Below are 26,365 nucleotides of genomic sequence, written 5' to 3'. Positions count from 1 at the left end.
CGGCACGTCACATCTGGTGCCGGGCCAGCCAGTCCGTGTGCTCGGGGGAGACGATGCGCTCGGTCTCGAAGACCGCCACCGGCCACTGCCGTTCGGTCAGTGAAGTCTCCATCGCCACCTGCATCGACTCCAGATCCTTCTCGACCACGGAGTGCGCCGAGATCAACGGATGGTGGCGCCGCGTCTCGTTCCAGGCCAGGCACGCCGCCGCGGCGGCGGAGAGCACCCCGGTGAGTCCGAAGGACCGGCCCGTGCCGAAGGTCTGCAGCAGGCAGAGGGCGAGTGCCGGGACCGTCAGCGCGGCCACCGTGCTCGACCAGACCAGCGCCCCCCGCCGGGAGACCAGCTGCCGTCTCCGGTACCAGCGGCGCTGCTCGATGAGCCGGTCCCGGACGTACGTCTCCTTGCGCACCGTGTAGGCCTTGTCCCTCAACTCCCGCATGGAGTCGGTGATGAGGCCCCCGTCCGGTCCGTCGAGGCCGTCGCGGGGATCGTCCCAGCCGGCCTTCCGCAGCTCCTGGAGCCCCTCTTCGAGCCTGCTGGCGAAGACCGCCTCGGGGTGCTGCGTGGTGGTGTCGAACGGTGAGCCGTGCACGGCGTAGCGCCAGCAGTTCGACTTGATGAACTCCGCTGCGGAGCGGTTGAGTTGCCAATGCGACTTTGCCTTGCGGTGCGAAGCGAGGAAGGTGATGACCAGAACACCGGCGTAGGCCAGCGCCCCCATTAAATCGAGGAGTTGGAGCGAGTCTCCCACCTCCGCGCTCCACGGCAGGGCGGCCGGTACCGTCCCGAGGACGAGGAGGGCGAGCTGGGCGCGGGTCGTGTTGGTGGCCTCCCGCTGCCGGGCGACCGCGACGGCGTCGGCGCGGTGGAAGAGTTCCGGCAGGTCGGCATTCCTGAAGACCATGCTCCGCAGGGGTTCAGGAATCGCTGTCATGTCCGCTCCTTGATCAGCACAGGGGGAGCCCTTGCCGGTGGAATGGCCTGTTCCGCCTATTGGCGGAACTTCCTTACCCTTACGGGGGTACACATGTCTGCGAAGATGTGCTCGCCGAGAATCTGAGAGTAAAGTCGTGACGCCGGACACTGCAATGGTGCAGCTGGCCGGTGCTGTTTCCATGTCCGGAACAAGCCACTCAAGGACGGCCGTGAAGACCTACGCATTCCCCTCCCCCTTCGCCACTGCGAAGATCAGCCGTGTGCCGCTCTCCAAGATCGAGGCAGCCGGGGGCGACGCCGCCGAAAAGCTCGGACGGGTCATCACGGTTCCCGGCGGTCGCCCGAACAAGACATCGACGTTCAACTCCGCGCTCTGATCCGGAGATCACCCGGGGACGTGCGGTGACAATGCGTCACCCGCGGACGGCCGACGCACCTGGTGCCGATGGCCAAGGGCCGTCCCGCAATTCCTGGCGGGTGCACGAGTCGGCTACGGCACCTCGCCGCGTCGTCGGAACGTCCCCATGCATCCAGTATGCGGACGCCCCTCCGCCTTGCGATGCACTGCATCCGACGCCGCGCACTGATCCCCCACGAATTACGGGACAGCCCTTAGAATGACGGAATGACAGGACCCCCGGTCCCATTCCGTGAAATCGTTCTGAAGGTTCACAGCAGGTGCGATCTTGCCTGTGATCATTGCTACGTCTATGAACATGCTGACCAGAGTTGGCGAACCCGCCCGAAGACAATCTCTGACCAGGTGATTCAGCGGACGGCCCAGCGGTTGGCTGAGCACGCCGGGACACATGCGCTGCCCTCCGTGTCAGTGATCCTGCACGGAGGGGAGCCGCTGCTCGCAGGCCCCGCGCGCTTGCGCCGCGTCTGCGAGGAGTTCGGCTCCGCGCTCTCGGGCGTCGCCGAACTGGATCTCCGTATCCATACCAATGGCCTCCAACTCAGCCCGCGGTATCTGGATCTCTTCGACGAGTTCGACGTCAAGGTGGGGATCTCCCTCGACGGCGACCGGGCCGCCAACGACCGGCACCGGCGTTTCGCGGACGGCCGCAGCAGCCACCCCCTCGTACTCAAGGCCGTGGAACTCCTCGGGCAGGACGCCTATCGCCACCTGAACCTGGGTCTCCTCTGCACGATCGACATCGCCAACGACCCGCGTGCCGTGCTCGACGCCCTGACCGGACTCGAACCGCCGCTCATCGATTTCCTCCTTCCCCACGCCACCTGGGACGACCCGCCGCCGCGCCCCGACGGATCACCGACCGCCTATGCCGACTGGCTCCTCGCGATCTTCGATCGCTGGCAGGAGCAGGGGCGCCCGGTGCCGGTCCGTCTCTTCTCCTCCGTGCTCTCCACCCTGGGTGGCGGACCGAGTCTCACCGAATCGCTCGGCCTGGCCCCCACCGATCTCGTCGTCGTGGAGACGGACGGGCAGTTGGAGCAGGTGGATTCGCTCAAAAGCGCTTACGAGGGCGCTGCCGCCACCGGCTTCGACGTCTTCACCCACTCCTTCGACCAAGTGGCGGCCCACCCGGGAGTACGGGCCCGCCAGCTGGGCCTGTCGGGCGTCAACCAGGACTGCCGCAGCTGCCCTGTCGTACGTTCGTGCGGCGGTGGGCTCTACACCCACCGCTACCGCTCCTCCAACGGATTCGACAATCCGTCCGTGTACTGCGCCGATCTCGAAGCGCTGGTACGCGGGATCGAGGAGCGCACGGCGTCGGCCCTCGTCTCTCCCGCGCTGGCCGGCCCGGCCGGAGCCGCCGCCGAGCAGCACGAACTGACGCGCACGCTGCTGGCCGGTCTCCACGCGCTGCTCGGCGGACGCGCGGGCGGACCCTGGCTGCGGGCGTGGGAGGCGGCGAATGCCCTGGAGGCATCGGACGCGGGGGCCGCCGGTCTCGACCACGTACTCGCGCACCCGTACGCGCGGTCCTGGCTCCAGGAGACCGTGGAGGGCCTCCACGCCGACGAGGAAAGGGCCGTCGCGGAGGCGTCGGTCCTCACCTCGTACGTGGCCGCGGCGACACTGCTGGCCGGCCTGACGGACCCGGTGCCGGTGAGCTACCGCGGAGGCAGGCTCTACCTCCCCACGCTCGGCGAACTGACGCTCGGCGGTAGGGGCGACCACGGAACCGTCCTCGTCCGGGGCGAGGGGGACGGCTTCGTGGTGGAACGCGGGAGCGGTGAGGAACTGCGTGTCGATCCCGCCGAGCCGGACGGCGGTCCCTGGCGCCCGGTCCGCCGGCTCGCGGTGGCCGGGCCGCCCGGCTGGGCGGTCGACGATCTCGACCTGTACCGGGACTGCCACGCGGCCCCGGCGGCGGCCCGTCTGGACCGGGATGCCTTCCACGCCTTCGGCGAGGCGGTCGCCCGCGCCTGGGCCAGGATCGAGGCGGTGGCACCGGCGGTGGCCGAGGCCATGGCGGCCACCGTGACCACCCTGACCCCGCTGACCGGCGGCAGCAGGGCGGAGAGGCCCCGTGGCCTCGGAGCGCTCGGGGTCCGGGTGGACGCCGAGGGCGACGAACAGGCGGCCGACCTGGTGCGTGCCCACCGCAGAAGTGAGCTGCGAGCCCTGTGCGACGTCACGGACCTGTACGCGGCGGACGGGGACTGGGAGTATCTGTCGCCCTGGGACGGGAGGGCCGTTCCGTTCTCGCGTCTGCTGGCCGAGACCCACGAGCGGGTGGGCGTCGGGTTGTTCGATCCGGAATTCCCGGCGGGCGTACAGGAGGCGCTCGACCTGCTGGAAGGCGCCCCCGAGTCGACCGTCCACGGAAAACGTCTGCTGGACGTGCTCCGAAAGGAGCTCAGCGGTGCACAGGGGGCAAGCAGGAACAACTGCCTCAGGACAATCTTCGATCAAGAAGGTAAGTGATCGATCCTGCTGGGAAATGACTCAAAAGGGGCGATGAATGACCGAAGATCGAAGGGGTGAAGGGCGGTCCGCTCCGGAATGATGAATTCGCTCGCATTCACTCCGTAGCATCGGATGTGGGTGCTCACACAGGACGGGGGTCGTGTGCACGCATGATGCAACAGCGAGCGGCGGACCATCGGCCGTACTTCTTTCTCAGTTACGCGCACACACCGGGGTACGGAGGTGGAACGGACCCCGATATGTGGGTCGAACGCCTTTTCCAAGATCTCTGCGGCCATGTGATGGCCATGACCGATCTTCCCGCGGGTACGCCCGCGGGGTTCATGGACCGGGAAATACGCTCCGGCGAGGGCTGGTCGGAACGGCTCGGCTCGGTGCTCGCCACCTGCCGGGTCTTCGTTCCGCTCTTCTCGCCGCGCTATTTCGCCAGTGAGATGTGCGGCAAGGAGTGGTACGCCTTCGAACAGCGGGCGATCCACCATCGCGCCCGCTCCAACCAGCCGGCCGAGGCCATCGTCCCGGCGCTCTGGGTCCCGGTGCCGCCCAGCCAGTTACCGGGCTCCGCCGAACGGATCCAGTTCAACCACCGGGATTTCGGGGAACGCTACGTCAGCGACGGGCTCTACGGGCTGATCAAGCTCCGGCTCTTCGCCCAGGAGTACGAGCGAGCCGTCTACGAGCTGGCCAAGCGCATCGTCACCGTCGCCGACACCGTACGGATCGACACCGGCAGACCCGTCGACTACCGCCTCGCCCCCAGCGCCTTCGGGTCCCGCAGCAGTGGAGCGGGGGCACCGAAGCCGATGCGCATCACCATCGCCGCCCCCACCCGCCACGACGTCCCGCCCGGGCGGGACACGGCCTACTACGGCGACAACCCGCAGGACTGGAACCCCTACCATCCGGCCGCCGCCCGCCCGCTGGCGTACGTCACCGAAGAGCTCGTCCGCTCACTCAACTACCAAGCCGTGATCGGCTCGTTCGACGAGGACCCCGGGCAGTCCGAGGACAAGCGGGCGCCCGCCACACCGGAAATCCTCCTCCTCGACCGATGGGCCCTCCAGGACGAGGACCGCCGCCGCAGGCTCGCCGCTTTCGACGCCGAGAACCGACCCTGGGTGACCCTGGTGGTGCCGTGGAACCGGGACGACCCGCAGAGCACGGCCGCGGAGGCGGAACTCACGGCGATCCTCGAACGGACCCTGCCCGTCAAGATGAGCCAGGGACGCGCCTTCTGCCGCGTCGCGGCCAAAGGAGTGCCCAGCATGGAGGCGTTCGGCCAGGTCCTGCCGCAGGTCGTCGAAGTCGCCGCGCAGCAGTATCTGCGCAACGCGACCGCCTACCCGCCCGGCAGCGGCGGCGGGCACAGCGAACGCACCCGACTGATGGGCCCCATGGGCAACACACAGTTCATACCCGACACGCTCGACCCTGGGACGCAAGCGGAGGACGTATGACAGCCGGTCGTGACGGGCGGATCGTCACTTTCTACTCGTACAAGGGAGGCACGGGGCGCACCATGGCCCTGGCCAACACCGCCTGGATCCTGGCCGCCAACGGCAAGCGGGTACTGGCCGTCGACTGGGACCTGGAGGCGCCGGGCCTGCACCGGTTCTTCCACCCCTTCCTCGACCCCTCCACCCTCGGCGCCACCACGGGCGTCATCGATCTCATCACCGACTACGCCTGGGCCGCCACCAGCCCCGTGCAGCGTCCCGACGACTGGCACCGCGACTACGCGCGCATCCAGCAGCACGCGGTCTCCCTGACACCGGAGGCGCTCGGCTGGGAGTTCCCGAGGGGCGGCACGCTCGACTTCGTCTCGGCCGGGCGCCAGAACCGGGAGTACTCCGCGGCCGTCTCCACCTTCGACTGGGACAACTTCTACGACCGGCTCGGCGGCGGGAACTTCTTCGACGCCCTGCGCGACGACATGAAGGCCAACTACGACTACGTCCTCATCGACAGCCGTACCGGTCTCAGCGACATCGCCGACATCTGCACCGTCCACCTCCCCGACGTACTGGTGGACTGCTTCACCCTCAGCGACCAGTCGATCGACGGGGCCGCCTCCGTGGCGCGCCAGATGGCCGAGCGCTACACCGGGCGTCCGATCGCCATCTACCCCGTCCCCATGCGCATCGACGAGGGCGAGAAGGAGAAGGCCGACGCCGGACGGGCCCTCGCCCGATTCAAGTTCGACCGGCTGCCGCGCGACCTGTCCGGCGACGAACTCACCGCCTACTGGGGCGCGGTGGAAATCCCGTACCGCCCCTACTACGCCTACGAGGAGACTCTCGCGACCTTCGGTGACGAAGCCGGGCTCTCCAACTCGCTGCTCTCCGCCTTCGAACGGCTCGTGGCGGTCGTCACCGACCAGGAGGTCACGGCCATGCCACCGGTCGCGGAGGACGTCCGGCTGCGCATCCGCGACGCCTTCACCCGGCGCCGGCCCACCCTCCCCGCCGACATCTTCCTCAACTACGTCGCGGAGAACCGGATGTGGGCGGACTGGATCGAGTCCACCCTGACCCGGGCCGGCTTCCGCGTCGTGCCGCGCGACGTCTCCACCGAGCGGGAGGACCGGGAGCCGCCCACCACCGCGCCGGACACCGCCGCCCGTACCGTCGTGCTGCTCTCCAGTGCCTACCTCAAGTCCCAGCGTGCCACCGAGCTGTGGCAGCGGGCCGCCGCCGAGGACCAGGGCGGCGGCCGGCGCCAGATCCTCTTCCGCGTCGGAGACGTCCGGCTCACCTCCTCCTACATCGACCGCAACCCGGTGGACCTCTTCCGGCTCGACGAGACCCACGCGGTGGCCGCCCTGCTGCGCGCACTGGACCGTCCGGCACAGCTGATCGACGGGTCGGCTCCGGGGCCCAGGTTCCCCGGCACGGTCCCGAAGATCTGGAACGCCCCGCCGCGCAACGCCGGATTCACCGGCCGCTCCCTGGTGCTGGAACGCATGCGCGACCAGCTCGGCGGCGGGCTCGCGGTGGTGCTGCCCCAGCCGCAGACCCTGTACGGTCTCGGCGGCGTCGGCAAGACGCAGGTGGCGCTGGAGTACGTGCACCGCTTCATGGCCGACTACGACCTGGTGTGGTGGATCTCCTCCGAGCAGACCGACGACGTGGTCGCCGGGCTCGCGGAACTCGCCTCGCGGCTGGGCGCGCAGGGCGGCGACGACATGGCGGCGGCCTCCATGGAAGCGGTCGACCTGCTGCGCCGCGGGGTGCCCTCCGACCGCTGGCTGCTGGTCTTCGACAACGCGGACGACCCCGAACGGATCAGGCGCTACTTCCCGCAGGGCGGCTCGGGCCACATCCTGGTGACGTCCCGGAACCAGTCGTGGTCGCAGCACGGCGACGCCCTGCCCGTCGACGTCTTCCTGCGCGAGGAGTCCGTCGAACACCTGCGCCGCCGCGCCCCCGGCCTCAGCGAGGACGACGCCGCGCGGGTCGCCACGGCCGTCGGCGACCTGCCGCTCGCCGTCGAACAGGCCGCCGCCTGGATCGCGGAGACGGCGACCCCCGTCGACACCTACCTCGACCAGCTCGCCGAGCAGGCCGCCCAGGTGCTGTCGCTCAACCAGCCCGCCGGCTACCCGGAACCCGTGGCCGCCACCTGGAACGTCTCCATCGAGCGGCTCAAGGAACGGTCGCCCGCGGCGGTCCGGCTGCTCCAGCTCTGCGCCTTCTTCGCACCCGAGCCGATCAACGCGAACCTCCTGTACAGCAAGGAGATGATCGAGGCGCTCAAACCCTACGACTCCTCCCTCCAGGAGAAGCTCGTCCTCGGCAGGGTCATCCGGGAGATCGGCCGTTTCGCGCTCGCCAAGGTCGACCAGGTCTCCAACTCGATCCAGGTCCACCGGCTGGTGCAGGCCGTCATCAAGGCGCAACTCAGCGAGGAGGAGCAGCGGGAGGCCCGGCACGTGGTCCACCGCGTCCTGGCGGGCGCCCGCCCGGACGACGACGAGCCGATCGACAACCCGGAGAACTGGCCTCGGTTCGCCACGATCTGGCCCCACCTGGGGCCGTCCGGAGCCCGCCACTGCGGGGAGCCGGAGACCCGCAGGCTGCTGATCGACCGTGTCCGCTACCTCTGGAAGCGCGGCGACGTCCGCACGGCGGCCGCGCTGAGCGCCGAACTCCGGGCCACCTGGGCGGAGATGCTGGGCAAGGAAGACATCCAGTACCTCTACCTCTGCTTCCACATCTCCAACATCTTCCGCTCGCGCGGACGTTACGTGGAGGCGAAGGAGCTCGACGAGATCACCCTCCAGCGGCAGCGCGACATCCTCGGCGCGGAACACCCCCACACCTACATGACCACGAGCAGCCTGGCGACCGACCTCGGCATGCTGGGGGAGTACACCCGGGCGATCGAGCTGGCCACCGAGGCCCGTGAAGGCTTCGGACAGATATTCCACGAGGGCCACCCGAGGACACTCGCGGCGGCGAACAACCTGGCGCTCAACCTGCGCCTGGTCGGGCAGTACTCCCGCGCCCGGGAGATCGATCAGGAGGTGTACGACCGGCGCAGCGAGGTGCTCGGCGCGGAGCATCCGTACAGTCTCTCCTCCGCCGTGAGCCTCGCCCGCGACCTGCGCGACGTCGGCCGGTACGAGGATTCCGTGGCACTCCTCAGCCGCACGTACGACAGTTACAAGAGGACTCTCGGACCCTCCTTCCCCGGCACCCTCTCCGCTGCCAAGGCACTCGCGGTGGCGCTGCGCCGGGCGGGCCAGCTGGAGGACGCCCGCAGGCTGACCCTGGCCACCCGCGCCAGGTACCGGGCGAAGTACACCTCCGCCAACCCGGAGTGGCTGGCCTGCGACCTGAACCTGGCGGCCGACTTCTACGCGATCGGCGAATCGAGCCAGGCGAGGGACGCGGCGCGAGAGGTGGTCGAGCAGTACCTGCTGGTGCCGGGAGAGAGGCATCCGTACACCCTGGCCGCCCAGAACAACCTGGCCGTCTACCTGCTCGGCTCGGGGGAGCCGGAGGAGGCGGCCAGGACGTCGCGGCGGGTCGTCGACCTGATGCGGGAGCTGTTCGGCAGGGACCACCCGCACACGCTCTTCTGCGTGATGAACCTGGCGAACGCGACCGCGGCGCTCGGGGACGCGGAGCTGGTGCTGGAGACCGAACAGCTCCTCACCGGCCAGCTCGCCCAGGCCCTCGGGGCACAGCATCCGGAGGCGCTGGCCATGGTGGGCAACATGGCGGTCACGCTGGAGGACCTCGGCCGCGGGGACGAGGCCCAGAAGGTGCGGACGAGGATCGTCGGGGAACTGGCCCGCCAGCTCGGTGACGATCACCCGATGACGCGGATAGCACGGGACGGGAGAAGGTTCGAGCGGGAGCTGGAGCCGATCCAGGTCTGAGCGCGCGGGAAGGGTGGGCCGCCCTGCGGGTGGGCCACCCTTCCGGTGCGGCAGGACAGTCGCGGCCGGACAGTCGCGGCAGGACAGCCGCGGCCGGACAGTCGCGGAGTCGCGTCAGTTCATCGAGCCGACGCTGGACCCGCGTTCGTCCAGCAGCCAGTTCAGGACCCGCGGGAGCACCGACAGGGCGTCGAAGTGCGCCGCGCTCGGCTCGAGCACGGTGGTCGCGCCCGGAATCCTTCCCCCCAGCCAGCGGGAGTGACTGGCCGGTGAGAAGACGTCCTTCTCGCCGTGCCAGAGCATCACCGGGCAGGTGATGTCGGCCGGGTCGAAGCCCCACGGCCGGCTGAACGCCAGGGCGTCGTCGATCCAGCCGTACGCCGAAGTCCGCAGGCCCTCGCTGTAGTTGCGCAGCAGCATCGAGCGGATGCCCGCGTCGTTCACCACCACCCGGTCGGAGTCGGTGAGTTCGCGCCGCAGGTCGTCGAGGAGCCGGACCGGATCGACCCGGATCTCGGCCGAACGGATGATGAAGGACGCCGTGAGGCTGTCCGGGTCGGCCGCCGCGGTGGAGTACGCCAGCACGTTGGAGGCGGCCATCCCCTCGAACCAGTCCAGCCCGGGGGCGTCCCACGGGGCCAGGGTGACCAGGGCGGCCGCCCTGGTCACCCGGTCGGGCATCAGTGCCGCGCAGGCCAGGGCGTGCGGAGCGCCGCCGGAACGGCCCACCACGGCGAACCGTTCCAGGTCGAGGGCGTCGGCGATGGCCCGTACGTCCTCGACGACGTCGCTCACGCGGCGGCCCGGATGCCGGTCGGACTCGCCGTAGCCGGGCCGGTCGTAGGTGATGAGCTGGGTCTGGCGCTGGTACATGACCATGCCGCGCGGCGCGGGTCCGAGCCTGCTGCCCGGGGTGCCGTGCAGCAGGAAGACCGGTCTTCCGCGCAGATCCCCCTGTCGCTCCACGATCAGGTGACGTCCGTCCGCCACGCGCACCCGATTGAGCACCCGTACCTCCTCAGGTCCCCCGGCCGGCCCGGGCGCGGTGCGCCCGGTGCGTGCTGCCTCGTTTCGATGATGAGTCATCAAAGGCGTTGTGTGCACTACCTGTTGGGGGAGAAACGGGATCACGCGGGGTGTGCGCCCCCTGGAGGTGTTCCCGTGGTTCCTGGTGCGGTTCCCGGTGCGCCGGGACCGGTGCCGGTGCCGGCGCCGGGCGCGGGACGCGTCGGTCCGGCGCTCCCGCCGGTGTCCGTCCGCTGGTGCCGCAGGGAGAGCAGCAGCGTCAGGGCCGTACCGACCACCGCCCAGGCGGAGAGGATCAGCAGGGAACCGGTGACCGCGTTGCCCCGGAAGTAGGCGATCGAGCGGGCGACCCAGGTGCCCGCGCCCGGGGGCAGGGCCGGCCCGATCGCCCGCCAGAAGTCCGGCAGCATCGGCAGCGGGAAGGCGCCGCCCGCGCTCGGGTTGCCCGCGATCACGATGATGAGGACGGCCAGGCCGATACCGACGATGCCGGTCAGCGCCTCCAGGGCGAGGGTGATCATGCCGGTGGCGAAGACGACCAGCGCGCCCAGCCCCGCCAGTCCCCAGAAGCTTCCGGGCAGCGCGCCGAGGACGGGGCCGACGATGATGGCGCCGCCGATGCCGCCCAGCACCGAGTAGACCGCCATGACCAGGGTGCGGATGAGTGCCCGGCGCGGATTGGCCGGCCGGGAGCCCGCACTGATCGCGAGGATCGACGCACAGAGGTAACCCCCCACGCACCAGCCGACGACCAGGTAGAACGACGAGAGCCCGTCGAAGTCGTCGGAGGAGGCCGGGGCCACGTCCACGACCCGTACGGCACGCTGCTGCCGGGCCATGACCTCGGTGGTGATCTTCTCCAGGGAGGTGGCGAGCGCGGAGCCACCGCCGGAGGCGACGAGCACGGTGTCGGTCGTGCCGGACGGGTTCACCACCAGGGCGCCGTCGATCTCACGGTTCATGATCTGCCGGCGCGCTTCGGCGGCGTCGTCGACGGCGCGCGGGTCCAGGGGACCGCCCGGGAGCTCGTCCAGCCCGGCGATCAGCTGCTGGGACACCTGCGGGGGCCCGACGACGCCGAAGGGGACGTCGGTCGCCACGGGCCGGTGCAGCGCACCCACGTAGGACACGATGAAGAGCAGTTGGAGGACGAGCACACCGAGGACGAGCAGGGCGGCCCGGGGCGTGACGGCCTGTTTGACCTCGCCGGCGAAGTTCATGCCCCCACGCTCGATCCGTCCGGCGCGTCACGCAGGCGGGGCGGGCCGAATGGCGCAAGGCGCCGGCGCACCCGCCGCGCGTCACGCGGCGGGTGGGCGCTTCCGCCGGGTCCCCGCCGGTGCCGGCGCCGGGGCCAGGCTCGCGGGCCGTACGGCATCGGCGCCGAAGAGCCGGCGGGCCCGGTCCGAGGCGGCCTCGGCGGCGCGGGACCGGTCGTCGACCGGGTCCAGGGAGAGCTGGCGCGGGGCGTCCTCGGCGGGCGTGAGGCCGTCGGCGCGCAGCGTGTAGGCGCGCACCCGGGCGCGTTGCAGGCCGAGCGCGTCCAGCAGCCCCAGGGCCGCCCCGGCGAGGAGGGGGGAGTGGCTGGTGGGTTCGGCGGAGGTACGGGTACGGGTGCTGGACGTCCGGTCGGCGTACCGCACGGTGAGCGTCAGCCGCCCGGCGACCTGGTGCCCGGCGCGCAGGCGTTGTCCCAGCCGTTCGGCCAGCCCCAGGACCGCCCGGTGGTGCCGGTCGGGATCGAGGCAGTCCCGGTCGAGCACCAGATCGACGGAGAGGTGGGCCGCCGGCTCCTCGGGTACGACCGGACGGGGGTCGCGGCCGTGCGCGCGCTCGGCCAGCAGCCGGGCGGTACCGACGCCGAGCAGGCGCTGGAGCGTCAGCGGAGGCAGGTCGGCGATCTGGCCGATGGTGTGCACGCCGTACCGCCCGAGCGTGGTCGCCGTGGCGCGGCCGATGCCCGGCAGCGCCGTGACCGGGCGGGGGCGCAGCCAGGAGTCCGCCCGGTCGCCGGGGACCTCCGTGGTGTGCCCCGGCCAGGACGCGTCGGCCGCCATGGCCGCCAGCATGCGGTTGCTCGCGAGCCCCGCCCGGCACTCGATCCCGTACAGGGCGAACAGCCGGAGCCTGACCAGCTGGACCAGGTCGTACGGGGTCATCCCGAAGTAGCGCAGCGCCGAGGTGAGGTCCAGCTGCACCGCGTCGGGGGGGACGGCCTGGACGTGCGGGGTGATGCCGGACATCAGCTCGACGACGTCGGCGTACCGCTCCGCGTCCGGCACGGCGTGCAGGTGCAGATGGGCGATGTGGCGGCGTGCCGGAGGAGAGGCCGTCATCCCGCGCTCCCCTGGCTGGTGTGGCCGAGCTTGCGCAGGTCGGCCGAGCGGCTGCCGGCCGGCTGGAGGTCGGCGTACGGGTGCAGCCGCGCGCCCGAGGTGCCGTTGGCGAGGGTGCGCCCCGGCTGCGCGGGCGTCGGGTGCGGGCGTTCCCCGCCGAGCAGCGCGAGCGCGGCGGCGGGGCCCTCGTCCCGGCGGGCCGCCGCGATCCGGTCCAGGTCCCAGGCCATGGTGCCGACGATCGAGCGCCGGGAACCGCGCACCTGCACGGTGCCGCGCACCAGCAGCAGCCCGCTGTGGAAGACGGTGTGCGCGCACGCCGGGTGGGAGTCCTCGAAGAAGACCAGGTCGACCATGCCCGAGCCGTCCTCCAGGGTGACGAAGATGATGCGCTTGCCGCTGGCGATCGGCGGGGTCTGCGTGGAGGCCCGCACTCCGGCGACCAGGACCTGTTGTCCCTGGCGCACGTCGGCCAGGTGCGCGGCGTCCACCGCGCCGATCTCCCGCAGCAGCCGCTGGTGGTGCTCCATGAGGTGCCGGGACACGTCGATGCCCAGCGTGTTCAGCTCGGCGTCCAGGGCCTCGCGGCCGGTCATCTCCGGCAGACCGCTCGGCTCGGCCGCCCCGGCCGCGCCCGCGTGGAGGGCGAGCTGACCGTCGCCGGCGGACCGGGTGCGGGACTGCCGGTGCAGTTCCGCGATGTGCAGCAGCAGGTCCCGCCGGGTGAGCGGGCCCCCGCCGAGCCCGCCGAAGGCACCGATCTCGGCCAGGCGCTCGGCCAGCGGCCGGCTGGGGCGGGCCCGCTGCCAGAAGTCCGACAGGGACTCGTAGGGCCGGCCGGCCTCGATCCGCGCGCTCTCGTCCTCGGTGATACCGCGTACGGAGGAGAGCGCGAGCCGCACCCCCCACCGGTCGTCGTCGGTCCGCTCCACCACGTACCCGGTACGGGAGAGGTTGACGTCCACGGGCAGTACGGGCACGCCCCGGCGGCGGGCGTCGGCGACGATGACGCGCCTGGGCCACATCCCGGGATCGTGTTCGAGCAGGCCGGCGAGGAGGAACGCCGGGAAATGGGCCTTCAGCCAGGCGCTCTGGAGGGCCGGCACGGCGAAGGCCACCGCGTGCGCACGGCAGAAGCCGTAGGCGCCGAACGCCTCCACGGTCGCCCACACCTTCGCGCGGACCTCGGGGTCGTATCCCCGGGCCGTCGCGCGGTCGTGGAACCACTTCTTGATGGCGGGGAGCCGCTTCCTCTCCCCGAGTGCCCGGCGGGCCACCTCGGCCATCGCCCGGTCGCAGCCGGTCATCACGGACAGGGTCTCGATGATCTGCTCGTGCCAGATGGTCACGCCGTAGGTGTCGGCGAGCACCGGTTCCAGGTCCCGGTGGGCGTAGGCGGGGGCCTTGCCGTGCCGCGCGGCCACGTACCGCTCGGGCATGCCACCGGCGACCGGCCCGGGGCGGAAGAGGCTGATGTCGGCGATGACGTCCTGCGGGTTGCGGGGCTGGAGGCGGGAGAGCAGGTCCTGCTGGCCGGGCGATTCGAGCTGGAACAGCCCGATCGTCTCGCTCTGCTGGATCAGCTTGAACGCGAAGACGTCGTCGAGGGGCACCTGCTCCGGATCGTCCAGGACGATCCGGTCGCCGGTCGCGCGTTCGATCTCGTCGACGGCGTGGGCCATCGCGGACTGCATCCGCACCCCGAGCACGTCGAGCTTGATGTTGCCCAGCGCCTCCACCTCCTCCTTCGCGGCCATGGCCATGGGGTAGTCGCCCTGCGGGGTGGGCTGCACCGGCAGCCGGTCCAGCAGGCTCGCGTCGCTGATGATCACGCCGCACGGGTGCATGGCCATGCCGTGGACCAGGGAGTCGAGCCCCTCGGCGAGCTCCCACAGCGGCCCGTACCGCTTCGCCTCCGACGCCAGCCCGCGCAGCTCGGGCAGCTCGGCGAGGGCGCTGGTGATGTCCGAGGCCCGCAGGTGCGGGAAGCTCTTGGCGATCCGGTCGACCTCGTCCGGCGCGATGCCCAGGGCCAGCCCGGTGTCCCGCAGCGCGCGGCGGGCCCGGTAGGTCTCGGGCATCGCGGTGACCGCGACCCGCTCCTTGCCGAACCGGGCGAAGATCGCGTCGTAGCACTCCAGCCGCCGCGCCGACTCCACGTCGATGTCGATGTCCGGGAGCGACCTCCGCCGCTCACTGAGGAAGCGTTCGAACAGCAGCCGGTGCTCCAGTGGATTGGCGGTGGCGATGTCCAGGGTGTGGCAGACCAGCGAACCCGCCCCGGAGCCCCGGGCCGCGACCCGGATGCCCAGCTCCCGGATGTCAGCCACCACCTGGCCGACGGCGAGGAAGTACGAGTCGTACCCCAGCCGGGAGATCACCCCGAGCTCCGTCTCCAGCCGTTCCCTGGCGACCGGATCGCGGTCCAGGCCCCGGCGGACCAGGCCCGCCTCGGAGCGTTCGCGCAGCAGGCGCGCGGCGCCCCCGGCATCCGGTCCGGCGCCGAACAGGGACGCCTCCGGGAAATGCCGCTCGCCCAGCCCGAGGCCGGCCCCGGGGTCGAGGACGCACCCGGCCGCCGTCGCGGCGGTGTCCGCCAGCAGGCGGCGCGCCCGGCGGTCGTCGAGCCCGGCCGAAGCGGCGATCGCGCGGGCGACGGCCACCATGGCGCCCTCGCCCTTGAGCCAGCGCTCTCCGCTGTCCAGCCGGCGCCGGTCGACGGGGCGCAGCAGCCGTGCGGCGTCCAGCACGTCGGCCAGGCGGTGCTGGGCGGGGTCGGCGTAGCGGACCGCGTTGGAGAGCACGGCGGTGACGCCGGTGCGGTCGGCCAGCGCCAGCGTACGCGCGGCGAGCCGCAGCGATCCCGGGCCCGCACCGGCCCGCTGGTACGCCACGGTCTCCAGCCGCAGCCCGGTACCGAAGATCTGCCGCCACGGTGCCAGCAGTTTCACGGCGACGTCCTCACGGCCCGCGGCCAGTGCCCGTACCGGCTCCGACAGCGGACCGAGGAGGACGGTCAGGCCGGGGCCGCCGTGTTCACGGAGCGCCCCCCACGGCACCACCGGTGGGGTGCCGGACACCGCGTCGGCGTGCGCCGCCGAGGTGATGCGGCAGAGCCGTGCCCAGCCTGCCCGGTCCTGCGCGAGCAGGACGACGCGCAGGGGCGGTTCGACGACGTGGGAGCCCCCGCGCGCCGGGGTGCGCGGGCGTTGCGCCGGGGGTGGCGGGGCGAGGGCCTCCACCGCGAGGTCGATGCCGAAGACCGGCCGTACCCCCTCCCGGGCGCACGCCTGAGCGAATCGAACAGCGCCGGTCACGGTGGACCGGTCGGTGAGCGCGAGCTCCGCCATGCCGAGTTCGGCCGCCCGCCGGGCGAGGTGCTCGGGGTGGGCGGCGCCGTAGCGGGCGGAGTAACCGGACGCGACGTGCAGATGGGCGAAGCCCGCCATGCCGCACCTCCATTCCGCCACCCCATTCCCGACCTTTGCCCGATACGTCCCTCGTACGTTCGTTCGATTACCTTAACTCCATCACCCCTGGTCGGCGAGTGGGCAGGGGTCCGCTCGGTGCGGAAATAATCGAACAAGGAGTGGCCCGGCGAGCTGTTGGATCGTCACGCCCGACGTGCGGTGCGGGACTTGGGGCCGAGCGGCCTTTTCGGGACCCGTCCTCGCCGGGGGGCATGACCTTCGCCACCCGGACGGGCGGTGCCGGGCCCCGTCCGTGGCCCTCGGCGCGCGCCTTGTCGGTGGCGAGAGTCACCTGCCAGGATGGTGATGTGAACCAGGAGCATGTCTTTCTCTGCGGAAACCCGGCGCTCGACTTCGTCGCGACCCTGCGCGCACGCCGGTCGGCCCGGTTCGAGATGTTCGCGTCGCCGGACCGGCTGGACGCCTGGTACCTCGCGTCCGGCCTCGTCGACACGGTCGCCCCGGCCGACGCCTCCCACGTGGAGCGGGCCACCGCCGTCCGGGAGGCGGTGTACGGGCTGGTCGCCGCCCGGCTCGCGGCCGGGCCCCTCGGTGCGGAGGCGCTGGCCGTGGTGAACGCGGCGGCCGGTGAGCCCGTCCCGGCGCTCCGGCTCACCCCGGCGGGGCGGCGCCGGGCGGACGCGACCCAGGAGGAGGCGCTGTCCCTCGTGGCGCGTCACGCGGTCGAGGTCCTGGGCGGGCCGGAGGTGCCGCTGCTGAAGGAGTGCGGCAATGCCACCTGCACCCGCGTCTACATCGACCGGTCGCGCGGCATGCGCCGGCAGTGGTGCGGCATGGAGTCCTGCGGGAACCGGCTGAAGGCGGCGGCCTACCGGGCGCGGAAGAAGCAGTCGGCGCAGGCGGCCCAAGAGGCAGACCCCGGGGCGGTCCCGGGAGCAGGCTCAGGGGTGGCCCCGGGGGGTCGGGAGGCCGTCCGGGGGGCGTCCGTCGGCTGAAGTCGCCGACCGGGAGCGACCGGCGGCCGGCGCCCGGGTCCCGGCCACCCCGGATTCGCCGTGCGACGGGCCGCCGTCCGCCGTCCGCCGTCGGGGGCGGAGCAGTTTTTACCGACGCGTAACTTCCCTCCCGGATCTACTCGCGCGTAATTTGACATGAGCACATAAAACTTGTGGTCCGGGCCACAGGGCGGAACCCCCACATCGCACCTCCCTGAGCCGAGGAGATCCCACGATGCTGCCCTGGACCCGTACGCCCCGCCCCCCGCGTGCGCGCAGAACCCTCGCCGCGCTCCTCCTCGCCGTCGCCGCACTCGCCGGCCCCGCCGCGGCCGCCGCCTCGGCCGCGCCCTCCGCAGGGCAGGCCGCCATCACCACGAGCGGCTGGAACGACTACACCTGCAAGCCCTCCGCGGCGCACCCGCGCCCCGTGGTCCTCGTCCACGGAACCTTCGGGAACTCCGTCGACAACTGGCTCGTCCTCGCCCCCTACCTGGTGGCCCGCGGCTACTGCGTCTTCTCGCTCGACTACGGGCAGCTCTCCGGGGTGCCGGTCTTCAACGGCCTCGGTCCCATCGACCGGTCGGCCGCCCAGCTCGGTACGTTCGTCGACAAGGTGCTCGCCGCCACCGGCAAGTCGAAGGCCGACCTGGTGGGCCACTCGCAGGGCGGCATGATGCCGAACTACTACCTGAAGTTCCTCGGCGGCGCCGCCAAGGTGAACGCGCTCGTCGCCCTCGCCCCCGACAACCACGGCACCACCCTCCTCGGGCTGACCAACCTGCTGCCCTACTTCCCCGGCGCGGGACCCCTGCTGAACGCCGCCACCCCCGGCCTCGCCGACCAGGTGGCCGGATCGCCGTTCGTCACCAAGCTCAACTCCGTCCCGGACACGGTGGCCGGGGTGAACTACACCGTCATCGCGACCCGGTACGACGAGGTCGTCACCCCCTACCGCACCCAGTACCTGAGCGGTCCGAACGTGCGCAACGTCCTCCTCCAGGACCTGTGCGCGGTCGACGTCTCCGAGCACGTCGCCATCGGCACCGTCGATAGAATCGCCTTCCACGAGGTGGCCAACGCGCTCGACCCGGCGCACGCCACCCCGACCGACTGCACCTCCGTGTTCAGCTGAACGACGTCCCGTACGCCACCGACGGGCCGAGTGCCGTACGGGACGTGCCGGGTCCGCCGCGGGCCCGGCATCCGTACGCACGGGCCCCGGACTCCGCCCAGGGAACGGAAGATCCGTCGGTGATGGCCGAACGGCACCGCGGAACCTCGCGCTGACGGACCGTCCTGCCGCAATCCTTGCCGCGTACGTCGGTGACCTGGCGCAATTCATGTGGACCGCACCTTGAGTGTCGGCGCCTGCTGGGACCATGGAAGCCATGACGACGATCAGTTACTGGGACGAGGCCGCCGACTCCTTCGACGAAGAACCCGACCACGGACTGCTCGACCCCGCCGTGCGCGACGCCTGGGCGCGGCGCCTGCAGAACTGGCTCCCCGTCACCTCCTGCGAGATCCTCGACCTCGGCTGCGGTACCGGCAGCCTCTCCCTGCTCGCCGCCGGCCAGGGCCACCGGGTCACCGCGGTCGACCAGTCGCCGCGCATGGTCGAGCAGGCGCGGGAGAAACTCGCGGGAACAGGCTCCGAGGTGCTGGTCGGCGACGCCGCCCGGCCACCCGTGGGCGCGCGGCGGTTCGACGTCGTCCTGGTCAGGCACGTCCTCTGGGCGCTGCCCGACCCCGCGGCTGCCCTGGAGACCTGGTTCGGCCTGCTGAAGCCCGGCGGGCGGCTCGTCCTGATCGAAGGCGTGTGGGGCGGCGTGGGCGTCTCCGCAGCCCTGCTCACCGCCCTGCTCGCCCCGCACACCGAGCGGGTCCACCACGAACCGCTCTCCGGGGACTCCCGTCTCTGGGGCAAGGACGTGGACGACGAGCGGTACGCCGTCGTGGCCCGCGCCGAACCCCCACGCCGCCACACCGAGGTCGTCGACGTCCACCTGATCCTCCGGCGCGGCCCCAGGGTGCTGCTCGCCCGCCGGGCCGGCACGGGGTACGCGGACGGTCTCCTCCACCTGCCCTCCGGCCACCTGGAGGACGGCGAGGACGTGCGCGAGGCGATCGTCCGAGAGGCGGCCGAGGAGATCGGCGTCACCCTCCAGCCGGAGGAACTGCGCGTCGCGCTCGTCATGCACCACCGCGGCCCCGGCGGCGACCCGCGCACGGGCTGGTTCTTCGAGGCGGAGTACGACTCCGGGCGGGCGCCGTACAACGCGGAGCCCGACAAGTGCTCGGAGCTGGGCTGGTTCCCGCTGGACGCGCTGCCCGAGGACATGGTCGCGTACTGCCGGGCCGGCCTCGACGGATACCGGTCGGGCGAGCACTTCCTGATCCACTGGCACGAGGACGGCGACCCGGTCGCCCACGACCCCGCCGTCCCGCGCCGCGCCGTCCCGCTGCCGTCCGCGGGGGCCGGTACGGGACGGGTGCACCACATCGAACTGTGGGTCGCCGACCTGGCGGTGGCCGCCCCCGGCTGGGAGTGGCTGCTCGGACGACTGGGACACCTGCCGTACCAGCGCTGGTCCCACGGCCGCAGCTGGCGGCGCGGCGACAGCTACGTCGTGATCGAGGAGTCGCCGGACGCGGTCGCGCGGACCCACGACCGGCTCCGCCCCGGCCTCAACCACCTGGCGTTCCACGTGGAGGACCGGGAGGTGCTCGACGGGCTCGCGGCGGAGGCCCCGTCGCACGGCTGGACGCTGCTCTTCGCCGACCGGCACCCCTACGCGGGCGGCGACGGCCACCGGGCCGCGTACCTGGAGGACGCCTCGGGGTTCGAGGTCGAACTCGTGGCCGGCGGCCCGGCCCGGGAGGCGCCCGCGCCGTGCGCCGGCGAACCGGCGGCCGGGAGGCAGGTCCCTGCGGTCTGACGCGCCGTACCCGCCCCCGCACCGGAGCCCTCGGGGCCGCCCGGCGCGGGGCGGCCCCGAACGGTCAGCGGGCGACGATGCAGAAGGGGTGGCCCGCCGGGTCGGTGAGGACCCGCCACCGGGCGCTGTCCGGCTGGAATCCCGGCTTCGCCGCGCCCAGTTCCAGGAGCAGGGCCTCCGCCTCGTCGAGATCGTCGACGTCGAAGTCCAGATGCGCCTGCTGAGGTGTGGTGCCGCCGTCGCCGGGCCACTGGGGAGCCCGGTGACCGTCCACCCGCTGGAAGCCGATGTGCAGACCGTCCTCGCGGGTGAGGCCGGCGAACCCGGAGTCGGACCCGGGGTGGAGGGCGTATCCGGTGGCCCGCTGGTAGAAGGCGGCCAGCGCCAGGGGGTCGGGGCAGTCGAGGGCGATCGAGACGAGCCTCAGCCGTGGGCGTACTCCCACCCCGTCCTGGGTGTCCGGGCCGGGACGGGACGCGTCGGCACCCGCCAGCAGGTCCGGGAGCCCGCCCGCGCGGGCGATGCGCTCCAGTGCGTCCAGGGCGTCGATCGCCGCCCCGGCCGCTGCCGGATCGCGTCCGGCCAGCCCGCTCTCCTCGAACTCGTCCTCGTCCAGGCGCAGGACCTCCGAGGCGTCCGCGGACACCCAGAGGTCCAGGTCCAGGTCCTCCACCCGTACTTCGCCGTCGGCGACGACGCAGGGGCGGGTGATGTCGCAGTACCAGCCCTTCAAGAGCCCCTCGCCCGTGCGGACCTCCTTCACCGAGTACCACCGGTCGCGCCAGTAGTGCTCGGTGAGGACGTCACCGGGTGCGAACGTCACGAAGCCGAAGTCCCGTGCCACGGGGGCGGCCCACGGGGCGAGGACGGTCAACCGGTTGCCGTCGTCGGCCAGTCGGCGGGCCGGGTAGCGGATCTTCGTCCGCCCGGCCTTGGTCAGGACGACGGTCACCTCCCCGGCCGGCCCGTCCGTTCCGTCGGCGGGATCGCTTCCGGATCCGTCGGGGGGCCCGCCGGGGGGCCCGCCGGGGGGCCTGCCGGGGGAACCGTCAGGGGGTGGGACCGAGCGTGCGGACATGGCGGACCTCCGTGGCGCAGACCTGGTAGCCGAACCAGGCGTTGATGGCGAGCATGGGACCGTTTCCGGCGTCGTTGCCGGTGTAGGCCATGGTGAATCCGGCGGCCCTGGCGCGGTGCAACGAGTCGTTCTTCGCCATCCTGCCCAGCCCGCGCCCACGATGGGCGCGCTTGGTGCCCGTCATCCCGGAGGCGTACCGCGTGCCACCGTCGGTGGTCGCCAGACTGAAGGCGACGGGCTCCGAGCCGACCAGCACCACCGAGGTGAGCGAGCGGTCGACCACGGGGTGGTGCCAGGTCGAGGCGAGCCAGTGCTCGTAGTCGGTGAGCAGGCTCGGGACGTCGCTCGGCTCGTCCGCCGTGACCTCGGCGTCCAGCGCGAAGAGAGGGCGCGGATCGTCGGCGAAGTCCTCGGCCGTCCGCAGCTCCACACCGGGCGGCAGCTCCTGGCGAGGCGGCAGGCCGCCCTTCGCCAGGTCGAGCGAGAGGAAGTGGGCGGAGCGGCTCGGTTCGTACCCCCGCCCGCGCGCGAAGGCGCGACTGGCCGGGTCGTCGAGCACCCAGCTGAGGATCTCCACCGCTCCCAGACCGGCGAGATGGCTCTCGGCCACCCGGACCAGCTCTGATCCGCTGCCCCGGCCGAGCCGGCCGGGGTGGGTGTAGACATTGCAGAAACCCTGGCCCGGCCGCGCGCTGTCGTGGGCGACACCGACCTGCGCGGTACCGATCACCTCGCCCTCCTCCTCGGCCACGAGCAGCCGCAGGTGCTGTTCGGGAGGGGAGTGCGCGAGATCGTGCGCCCACTGGCCCGGAGCCGACACCAGGAACGGAAGGGCCGCACGCCGGACCGCCTCCCAACCGGCCGCGTCCTCGGCCCGAAAATCTCTGACGATCACAGTCATGGGCCGACGGTACGCCGGGGAAGTGACGGGCCGCCTCCGGATTTCCGGGCGGGAGGTGCAGAATCTGCACCGTGACTCTGACGATCGTGATCGACCCGGACGCCGGTACCGCCCCGTACGAGCAACTGCGCGCGCAGATCTCCGAACAGGCCCGCTCGGGCGCGCTCCCGGTCGGGTACCGGCTGCCGACCGTACGCGGGCTCGCCGAGGAACTCGGTCTGGCCGCCAACACGGTGGCGAAGGCGTACCGGGCCCTCGAAGCCGACGGCGTGATCGAGACCCGTGGCCGCAACGGCACTCTTGTCGCGGCTGCCGGGGACGCGGCGGACCGCAGGGCGGCGGCCGCCGCGCAGGGCTACGCGGACGAGGCCAGGCGCCTCGGACTCTCCCGCGCCGCCGCCCTCGCCCTCGCCGAGGACGCGGTGCGGGCGGCGTACGAGGGCTGAGGGTTCAGAGGTAGAGGCCCGCCTCCGCGCCCGCCCCCTGCTTCGGCACCGAGGCCGGGCCGCTGCCCCGCCGCAGGGCGAACAGTTCCGCGAGGGTCGCCCCGTCACGGCTGATCCCCTCGTCGGTCCCCAGCCAGGACACCGCCTCGGGCCTGCTCAGCGGGCCGACCTCGATCCGTGCGAGGCAGCGGCCGGGCCGGACGACCGCCGGATGGAGCCGCTCCAGGTCCTCGTTGGTGGTGACCGCCACCAGGACGTTCCGGCCCTGCCCGAGCAGGCCGTCCGTCAGGTTGAGCAGCCGGGACAGGGCCTGGCCCGCGGTGTGCTTGGCCTCGCCCCTGATGAGTTCGTCGCAGTCCTCCAGGAGCAGGAGCCGCCACCGTGCCTTCTCCGTACCGTCGTCCTCACCGATAGCGATGTCCATCAGATAGCCGACGTCGTTGAAGAGGCGTTCCGGGTCCAGGACGCAGTCCACCTGGCACCAGTCGCGCCAGGTGCGGGCCAGCGTCCGCAGCGCGGACGTCTTCCCGGTCCCGGGCGGCCCGTGCAGCAGCAGGAGCCGGCCGGAGATGTCGTCCGGGGTGACCTTCATCAGCCCGTCCATCGCCCCGGCCACCTGCGCCGAGTAGTTGGAGCGGACCTCGTCCCAGGTGCCCGCGGAGATCCGGCGCGTGGTGCGGTGCGGCCCGCGCTGCGGCGAGACGTACCAGAAGCCCATGCTCACGTCCTCGGGCTGGGGCTCGGGCTCGTCCTGGACACCGTCCGTCGCCTCCTTGAGGACCCGTTCGGCGAGTTCGGCGCTGGTCGCGGTCACGTTGACGTCGGCGCCCCTGCTCCACCGCCGGGCGAGCAGGGTCCAGCCCTCGCCCTCCGCGAGGGTCGCGCTCCGGCTGTCCTCCCGGGCGGTCCGCAGCACCGTCGCCCCCGGCGGCATGAGCGTCTTGCCCGGCTTGACGCGCTCCAGGGACGAACTGTGCGCGTACGGCTGCTCGCCCGTCGTGAAACGGCCCAGGAACAGCGAGTCCATGACGTCGGAGGGTGAATCACTGTCGTCGACGGTGAGCCGGATCGGCAGGGCGGACTCGAGGTTGGCAGACATGCGCCCATGATCGGGCACCATGCGGCCCGGCGCACCGGATTTCACCGACGGACACCACCGAGGGCGGCCCCCCCCGCGCGGTGGAGTACGGGGGCGGGCGGGGCCCGGCGGGGGCGTGCGCGGGGGGACACGGACCACCCAAGTCCCTTCCGTACCCGGGGGAACAGCGTGACGCACCGTCAACCCCCGCATGCGTGCATGTAATCCTGCGCCCGGGATACGCGTGTGTGGTCGCGGAGCGATAGGGTTGACCTGCCCGCACCGGGTGCCCTCGTACGGGTGGGGAGTGACATGGAACAGATAACGGTCCGCAGCAGGCCGCGCGTGCCTGCCATCACATGTGGAAGCAGTGCGACCAGTTCGCGGCTCGACCGCCATCTCGCGGTGCTCGGTGGCCCCGCGCTGCCGCAGCGCGAGACCGCCGAGGCGACGCTGCTGATGCGCGAGCTGACCTCGCGCGACGCCGCGCACACCCGCGGCAGCAAGAGCGCCCGTGTGTCGCTCTTCGCTCCGCTGCGGCGACTGCGGCGCTCGCTCTTCGGCAGCCGCCACTGACCGGTCCGCACCGGCCCCGCCGTGACCGGCCCGGCCGTTACCGGGTCGACCCTCCACCTGGGTCGGCCCGGGAGATCGCTCTGTCCTGATGCGGTCCTGCCGCCCGCCCTCCCGCTTCCCATCCTCCCGCCCTGCCCTCCTCCCCGGGTGTACGGCGGCACCGTCCGCATGCGGGCGCGGCACGGACGAACGGCGTACGGAGCCCGGCCCGAGGAGTGCTCCTCGTAAGGTCCGCGCGCCCGCCGCTCCGGTCGTGAGGGTCCTCAGAGCAGGGTGAACTGCCCCTCCGGCCCCTCCTCCTGCCCGCCGAGCACCGACGCCGGGCGCCGCGCCGCCGCCGGAACCGGCAGCACCCCGATTGCCCGCAGCTCTTCCCGCCCGAGGGTCCGGGCCGTACCGATCCGCCCGGCGATCTCCCGCAGCCGGTCACGGAGACCGTCGAGCAGGGCGAGCACGGTGATCAGCTCCAGCAGCTCCGAGGTCCACTCCCGGGGCCAGCCGGCCGGCCCCATCGCGTCGAGTCCGTCCCGCTCCGGGCCGGCCCACGCGGCCGCCCGCCGGTCGAACCACGTCTCCAGCATCCGTACGCCGCCCACCCGGTACTCCCAGGCCCCCGCCGGCACCGGGGCGATCCGCCCCTCGTCGAGCAGCAGCGTCCCGCTCCCCGCGTCGTACGCCACCGAGCCGGGCCGGGGCGGCACGGCGGACCGCACGTAGGGCCGCCGCCCGCCGGGCAGCCGGGGCCGCTCCCCACCGCGCGCCCCGCGCAGATGGAGCCGGAGCAGCTCACGGCCCAGCTCCACCCCGGCCGACCAGAGCGCCCCGTCGCGGGGGAGCGGGACGAGGCATCCGGCGGGGGAGGGGCGGGCGGCGACCAGGGTCCAGGCGAGCAGCGACTCCGGGTTCACCGCCTCACCGCCGTCCGTGCCGGGACCGTCCGTTCCGCCCAGCCCGGCGGCCCCGAGCGCGGCGCACAGACCCGGGGTCAGGTTGGGTTCGGCGCCGCCGGGGCGCCGGTAGAGCGGCCGGACGCGTCCGGGGCGACCGGCGGGCAGGTAACCGTCGGGGAGCAGCGCGGTCACCGACAGGGCGGGGCCCGAGTCCCCGGGCAGGCAACCGTGTTCGACGGTGAAGAGCTGGTGGGCGTCGGCCACCCGCCAGAGTTCGGGGCGGGCGGCGTCGATCAGCCGCTGGTCCGGGATCAGCCACTGCTCGTCGAACGGCCCGTGCTGGACACGTACCGGCTCGGGGTACGCCCCCGGGTCCCGGGCGAACCGCCCGGTGGAGGTGGTCCGTCCCGGCAGTGCGGCGGCCGGAGCGTGCGGGGTACGGAACCGGCTGGGCCGGAACAGCTGCTTCTGCTCCTCGCCCCCGGCCCGTACCAGCCGTTCCCAGCGCGCCTTCAGGGAGACCGGGTCGGGCCCGGTGACCCAGGACCGGCCGGTACGCAACGGCCGTACGGACCAGGGCATCAGCTCGTCCAGGGTGAGGTGGCCGGCATCCTGGCGCGGTACCCGGCCGGTGGTCCCCGAACCCGGCCCGGCGCCAACACCGCCGCCGTCCCCGGTGGCCGGACCCGCCGTGCCCCGGGCGTCCTCGGCCGCCCTGCCCGCTGCCACCGTGTCGTCCTCCCGCTCGCCACGTCCGCCCGTTCCCTCCCGGCATCGTAACGGGGCGGCGGGGCGCCGTACCGGGCCTCGGGCGGCCCGGCAGGAGAGCGCCCGGCTCCGCCCCGAGCCGCCGAGTCAGCGGGTCAGTCGGCTCTACCGTCTTGGTCGGGTTGATCGAGCCATTCGTAGGGTTGGGTCGCCCAGGGGTGCTGGGTGGGGCTATCAGTCGGCTGCCGTCTCGTGGCTTCCAACGCTTCGCCGCCCGGCACCCCACGACGACTCGGCCGCCGATGAGGAAGTGCGAACAAGTCGCTGAGTAGAGCAATGCCGGCGAGGTCGTCCGTGGTACGAACTGCACGAACACGCGCGTCAGGAGCAAGATGAGCCGGATATGGGCGGGGATCGACAGCGGCAAGAGCCACCATCACGGCCTCGCCCTGGACGCGGACGGCAAGACGCTGTTGTCGCGACGGGTCGCCCACGACGAGCCCGAGCTGCTGAAGCTGATCGGTGACGTCCTCGATCTGGCCGGCGGCCGTGAGGTCACCTGGGCCATCGACATGACCGGCGGCGAGCCCGCACTGCTGCTGGCCCTGCTGATCAACCACGGCCAGGACGTCCTTTACATCCCCGGCCGCCTGGTGAACCGGGCCTCCGACGGATACCGCGGCGAGGGCAAGACCGACGCCCGCGACGCTGTGGGCTCTGATCCGTGACCG

General features: G+C 72.3%; 17 protein-coding genes and 3 pseudogenes. 10 read left to right on the top strand and 10 right to left on the bottom strand.

Going from position 1 to position 26,365, the window contains the following annotated elements:
* Positions 1 to 7 precede the first annotated feature (7 nt).
* Positions 8 to 937 (bottom strand): DUF4231 domain-containing protein, encoded by a 930-nt coding sequence (locus ACFYPN_RS29520; protein WP_358761886.1) that lies wholly within the window; start codon positions 935 to 937, stop codon positions 8 to 10.
* A gap of 211 nt (positions 938 to 1,148) precedes the next feature.
* On the opposite strand from ACFYPN_RS29520, the gene ACFYPN_RS29515 reads away from it, so the two are divergent.
* From ACFYPN_RS29515 to fxsT, 4 genes are all read left to right on the top strand, one after another.
* Entirely contained in the window at positions 1,149 to 1,316 is a 168-nt protein-coding gene (locus ACFYPN_RS29515) for an FXSXX-COOH protein (protein ID WP_358761888.1), read from the top strand.
* Positions 1,317 to 1,564: 248 nt separating this feature from the next.
* A complete protein-coding gene (gene fxsBH / locus ACFYPN_RS29510) occupies positions 1,565 to 3,838 on the top strand; it encodes a radical SAM/SPASM protein FxsBH, inactivated beta-hydroxylase extension form (protein WP_389302455.1) in 2,274 nt (757 codons plus the stop codon).
* A 152-nt stretch (positions 3,839 to 3,990) separates the two neighbouring features.
* Positions 3,991 to 5,298, top strand: coding sequence for a TIR-like protein FxsC (locus ACFYPN_RS29505; protein WP_389302452.1), 1,308 nt, complete (start codon positions 3,991 to 3,993; stop codon positions 5,296 to 5,298).
* Positions 5,295 to 9,227: an FxSxx-COOH system tetratricopeptide repeat protein gene (fxsT, locus tag ACFYPN_RS29500; RefSeq protein ID WP_389302450.1), complete on the top strand. Its 3,933-nt coding sequence runs from the start codon at positions 5,295 to 5,297 to the stop codon at positions 9,225 to 9,227. The genes ACFYPN_RS29505 and fxsT overlap by 4 nt, the downstream gene beginning before the upstream one ends.
* Before the next feature lie 114 nt (positions 9,228 to 9,341).
* Here the strand turns inward: fxsT and ACFYPN_RS29495 are convergent, their stop codons facing one another.
* From ACFYPN_RS29495 to ACFYPN_RS29480, 4 genes are all read right to left on the bottom strand, one after another.
* Complete coding sequence (locus tag ACFYPN_RS29495) at positions 9,342 to 10,235, bottom strand: alpha/beta hydrolase (protein ID WP_358761894.1); 894 nt, start codon at positions 10,233 to 10,235, stop codon at positions 9,342 to 9,344.
* Between the two features lie 119 nt (positions 10,236 to 10,354).
* Complete coding sequence (locus tag ACFYPN_RS29490) at positions 10,355 to 11,473, bottom strand: DUF3533 domain-containing protein (RefSeq protein WP_389302447.1); 1,119 nt, start codon at positions 11,471 to 11,473, stop codon at positions 10,355 to 10,357.
* Positions 11,474 to 11,554: 81 nt separating this feature from the next.
* On the bottom strand, positions 11,555 to 12,589 hold the full coding sequence (locus ACFYPN_RS29485; RefSeq protein ID WP_389302445.1) for an ImpB/MucB/SamB family protein: 1,035 nt from the start codon (positions 12,587 to 12,589) through the stop codon (positions 11,555 to 11,557).
* On the bottom strand, positions 12,586 to 16,038 hold the full coding sequence (locus tag ACFYPN_RS29480) for a DNA polymerase III subunit alpha (RefSeq protein ID WP_389302442.1): 3,453 nt from the start codon (positions 16,036 to 16,038) through the stop codon (positions 12,586 to 12,588). Before ACFYPN_RS29480 ends, ACFYPN_RS29485 begins: the two co-directional genes overlap by 4 nt.
* 329 nt (positions 16,039 to 16,367) lie before the next feature.
* Here ACFYPN_RS29480 and ACFYPN_RS29475 point away from each other — a divergent pair, with 329 nt between their 5' ends.
* From ACFYPN_RS29475 to ACFYPN_RS29465, 3 genes are all read left to right on the top strand, one after another.
* Positions 16,368 to 17,015 carry a CGNR zinc finger domain-containing protein gene (locus ACFYPN_RS29475; RefSeq protein WP_389302439.1) on the top strand — a complete coding sequence of 216 codons (648 nt, stop codon included), beginning with the start codon at positions 16,368 to 16,370 and terminating at the stop codon, positions 17,013 to 17,015.
* A 235-nt stretch (positions 17,016 to 17,250) separates the two neighbouring features.
* Positions 17,251 to 18,150 (top strand): esterase/lipase family protein, encoded by a 900-nt coding sequence (locus tag ACFYPN_RS29470; RefSeq protein WP_389302436.1) that lies wholly within the window; start codon positions 17,251 to 17,253, stop codon positions 18,148 to 18,150.
* A 256-nt stretch (positions 18,151 to 18,406) separates the two neighbouring features.
* On the top strand, positions 18,407 to 19,957 hold the full coding sequence (locus ACFYPN_RS29465) for a trifunctional class I SAM-dependent methyltransferase/NUDIX hydrolase/VOC family protein (RefSeq protein ID WP_389302433.1): 1,551 nt from the start codon (positions 18,407 to 18,409) through the stop codon (positions 19,955 to 19,957).
* 64 nt (positions 19,958 to 20,021) lie between these two features.
* Here ACFYPN_RS29465 and ACFYPN_RS29460 read toward each other — a convergent pair.
* The 3 genes and pseudogenes from ACFYPN_RS29460 to ACFYPN_RS29450 all read right to left on the bottom strand — a co-directional run.
* A pseudogene (locus tag ACFYPN_RS29460) lies at positions 20,022 to 20,360 on the bottom strand (VOC family protein); the annotation flags it as partial.
* Positions 20,361 to 20,444: 84 nt separating this feature from the next.
* A pseudogene (locus ACFYPN_RS29455) lies at positions 20,445 to 20,909 on the bottom strand (DUF402 domain-containing protein); the annotation flags it as partial.
* A 97-nt stretch (positions 20,910 to 21,006) separates the two neighbouring features.
* On the bottom strand, positions 21,007 to 21,936 hold the full coding sequence (locus ACFYPN_RS29450; RefSeq protein ID WP_389302430.1) for a GNAT family N-acetyltransferase: 930 nt from the start codon (positions 21,934 to 21,936) through the stop codon (positions 21,007 to 21,009).
* 71 nt (positions 21,937 to 22,007) lie between these two features.
* On the opposite strand from ACFYPN_RS29450, the gene ACFYPN_RS29445 reads away from it, so the two are divergent.
* Complete coding sequence (locus ACFYPN_RS29445) at positions 22,008 to 22,382, top strand: GntR family transcriptional regulator (protein WP_358761909.1); 375 nt, start codon at positions 22,008 to 22,010, stop codon at positions 22,380 to 22,382.
* Between the two features lie 4 nt (positions 22,383 to 22,386).
* On the opposite strand, the gene ACFYPN_RS29440 is transcribed toward ACFYPN_RS29445, so the two are convergent.
* On the bottom strand, positions 22,387 to 23,481 hold the full coding sequence (locus ACFYPN_RS29440; RefSeq protein ID WP_389302427.1) for a DUF5925 domain-containing protein: 1,095 nt from the start codon (positions 23,479 to 23,481) through the stop codon (positions 22,387 to 22,389).
* A gap of 291 nt (positions 23,482 to 23,772) precedes the next feature.
* Here ACFYPN_RS29440 and ACFYPN_RS29435 point away from each other — a divergent pair, with 291 nt between their 5' ends.
* A complete protein-coding gene (locus ACFYPN_RS29435) occupies positions 23,773 to 24,036 on the top strand; it encodes a hypothetical protein (protein WP_275494980.1) in 264 nt (87 codons plus the stop codon).
* A gap of 263 nt (positions 24,037 to 24,299) precedes the next feature.
* Here ACFYPN_RS29435 and ACFYPN_RS29430 read toward each other — a convergent pair whose 3' ends face one another.
* A complete protein-coding gene (locus ACFYPN_RS29430) occupies positions 24,300 to 25,655 on the bottom strand; it encodes a type ISP restriction/modification enzyme (protein ID WP_389302421.1) in 1,356 nt (451 codons plus the stop codon).
* Positions 25,656 to 26,026: 371 nt separating this feature from the next.
* Here ACFYPN_RS29430 and ACFYPN_RS29425 point away from each other — a divergent pair.
* A pseudogene (locus tag ACFYPN_RS29425) lies at positions 26,027 to 26,344 on the top strand (IS110 family transposase); the annotation flags it as partial.
* Positions 26,345 to 26,365: the final 21 nt, after the last annotated feature.

The sequence above is a fragment of the Streptomyces sp. NPDC005576 genome (assembly GCF_042871745.1).
Lineage (GTDB): Bacteria > Actinomycetota > Actinomycetes > Streptomycetales > Streptomycetaceae > Streptomyces.
Note: the sequence above shows the minus strand (reverse complement) of the source record. Positions and strands in the feature narration are given on the sequence as shown.

Coding starts and splice junctions, on each gene's coding strand:
- ACFYPN_RS29485 (WP_389302445.1), bottom strand. CDS start 12,589: ATGACGGCCTCTCCTCCGGCACGCCGCCACATCGCCCATCTGCACCTG.
- ACFYPN_RS29465 (WP_389302433.1), top strand. CDS start 18,407: ATGACGACGATCAGTTACTGGGACGAGGCCGCCGACTCCTTCGACGAA.
- ACFYPN_RS29505 (WP_389302452.1), top strand. CDS start 3,991: ATGATGCAACAGCGAGCGGCGGACCATCGGCCGTACTTCTTTCTCAGT.
- ACFYPN_RS29480 (WP_389302442.1), bottom strand. CDS start 16,038: ATGGCGGGCTTCGCCCATCTGCACGTCGCGTCCGGTTACTCCGCCCGC.
- ACFYPN_RS29440 (WP_389302427.1), bottom strand. CDS start 23,481: ATGTCTGCCAACCTCGAGTCCGCCCTGCCGATCCGGCTCACCGTCGAC.
- ACFYPN_RS29490 (WP_389302447.1), bottom strand. CDS start 11,473: ATGAACTTCGCCGGCGAGGTCAAACAGGCCGTCACGCCCCGGGCCGCC.
- ACFYPN_RS29435 (WP_275494980.1), top strand. CDS start 23,773: ATGGAACAGATAACGGTCCGCAGCAGGCCGCGCGTGCCTGCCATCACA.
- fxsBH (WP_389302455.1), top strand. CDS start 1,565: ATGACAGGACCCCCGGTCCCATTCCGTGAAATCGTTCTGAAGGTTCAC.
- fxsT (WP_389302450.1), top strand. CDS start 5,295: ATGACAGCCGGTCGTGACGGGCGGATCGTCACTTTCTACTCGTACAAG.
- ACFYPN_RS29520 (WP_358761886.1), bottom strand. CDS start 937: ATGACAGCGATTCCTGAACCCCTGCGGAGCATGGTCTTCAGGAATGCC.
- ACFYPN_RS29450 (WP_389302430.1), bottom strand. CDS start 21,936: ATGACTGTGATCGTCAGAGATTTTCGGGCCGAGGACGCGGCCGGTTGG.
- ACFYPN_RS29470 (WP_389302436.1), top strand. CDS start 17,251: ATGCTGCCCTGGACCCGTACGCCCCGCCCCCCGCGTGCGCGCAGAACC.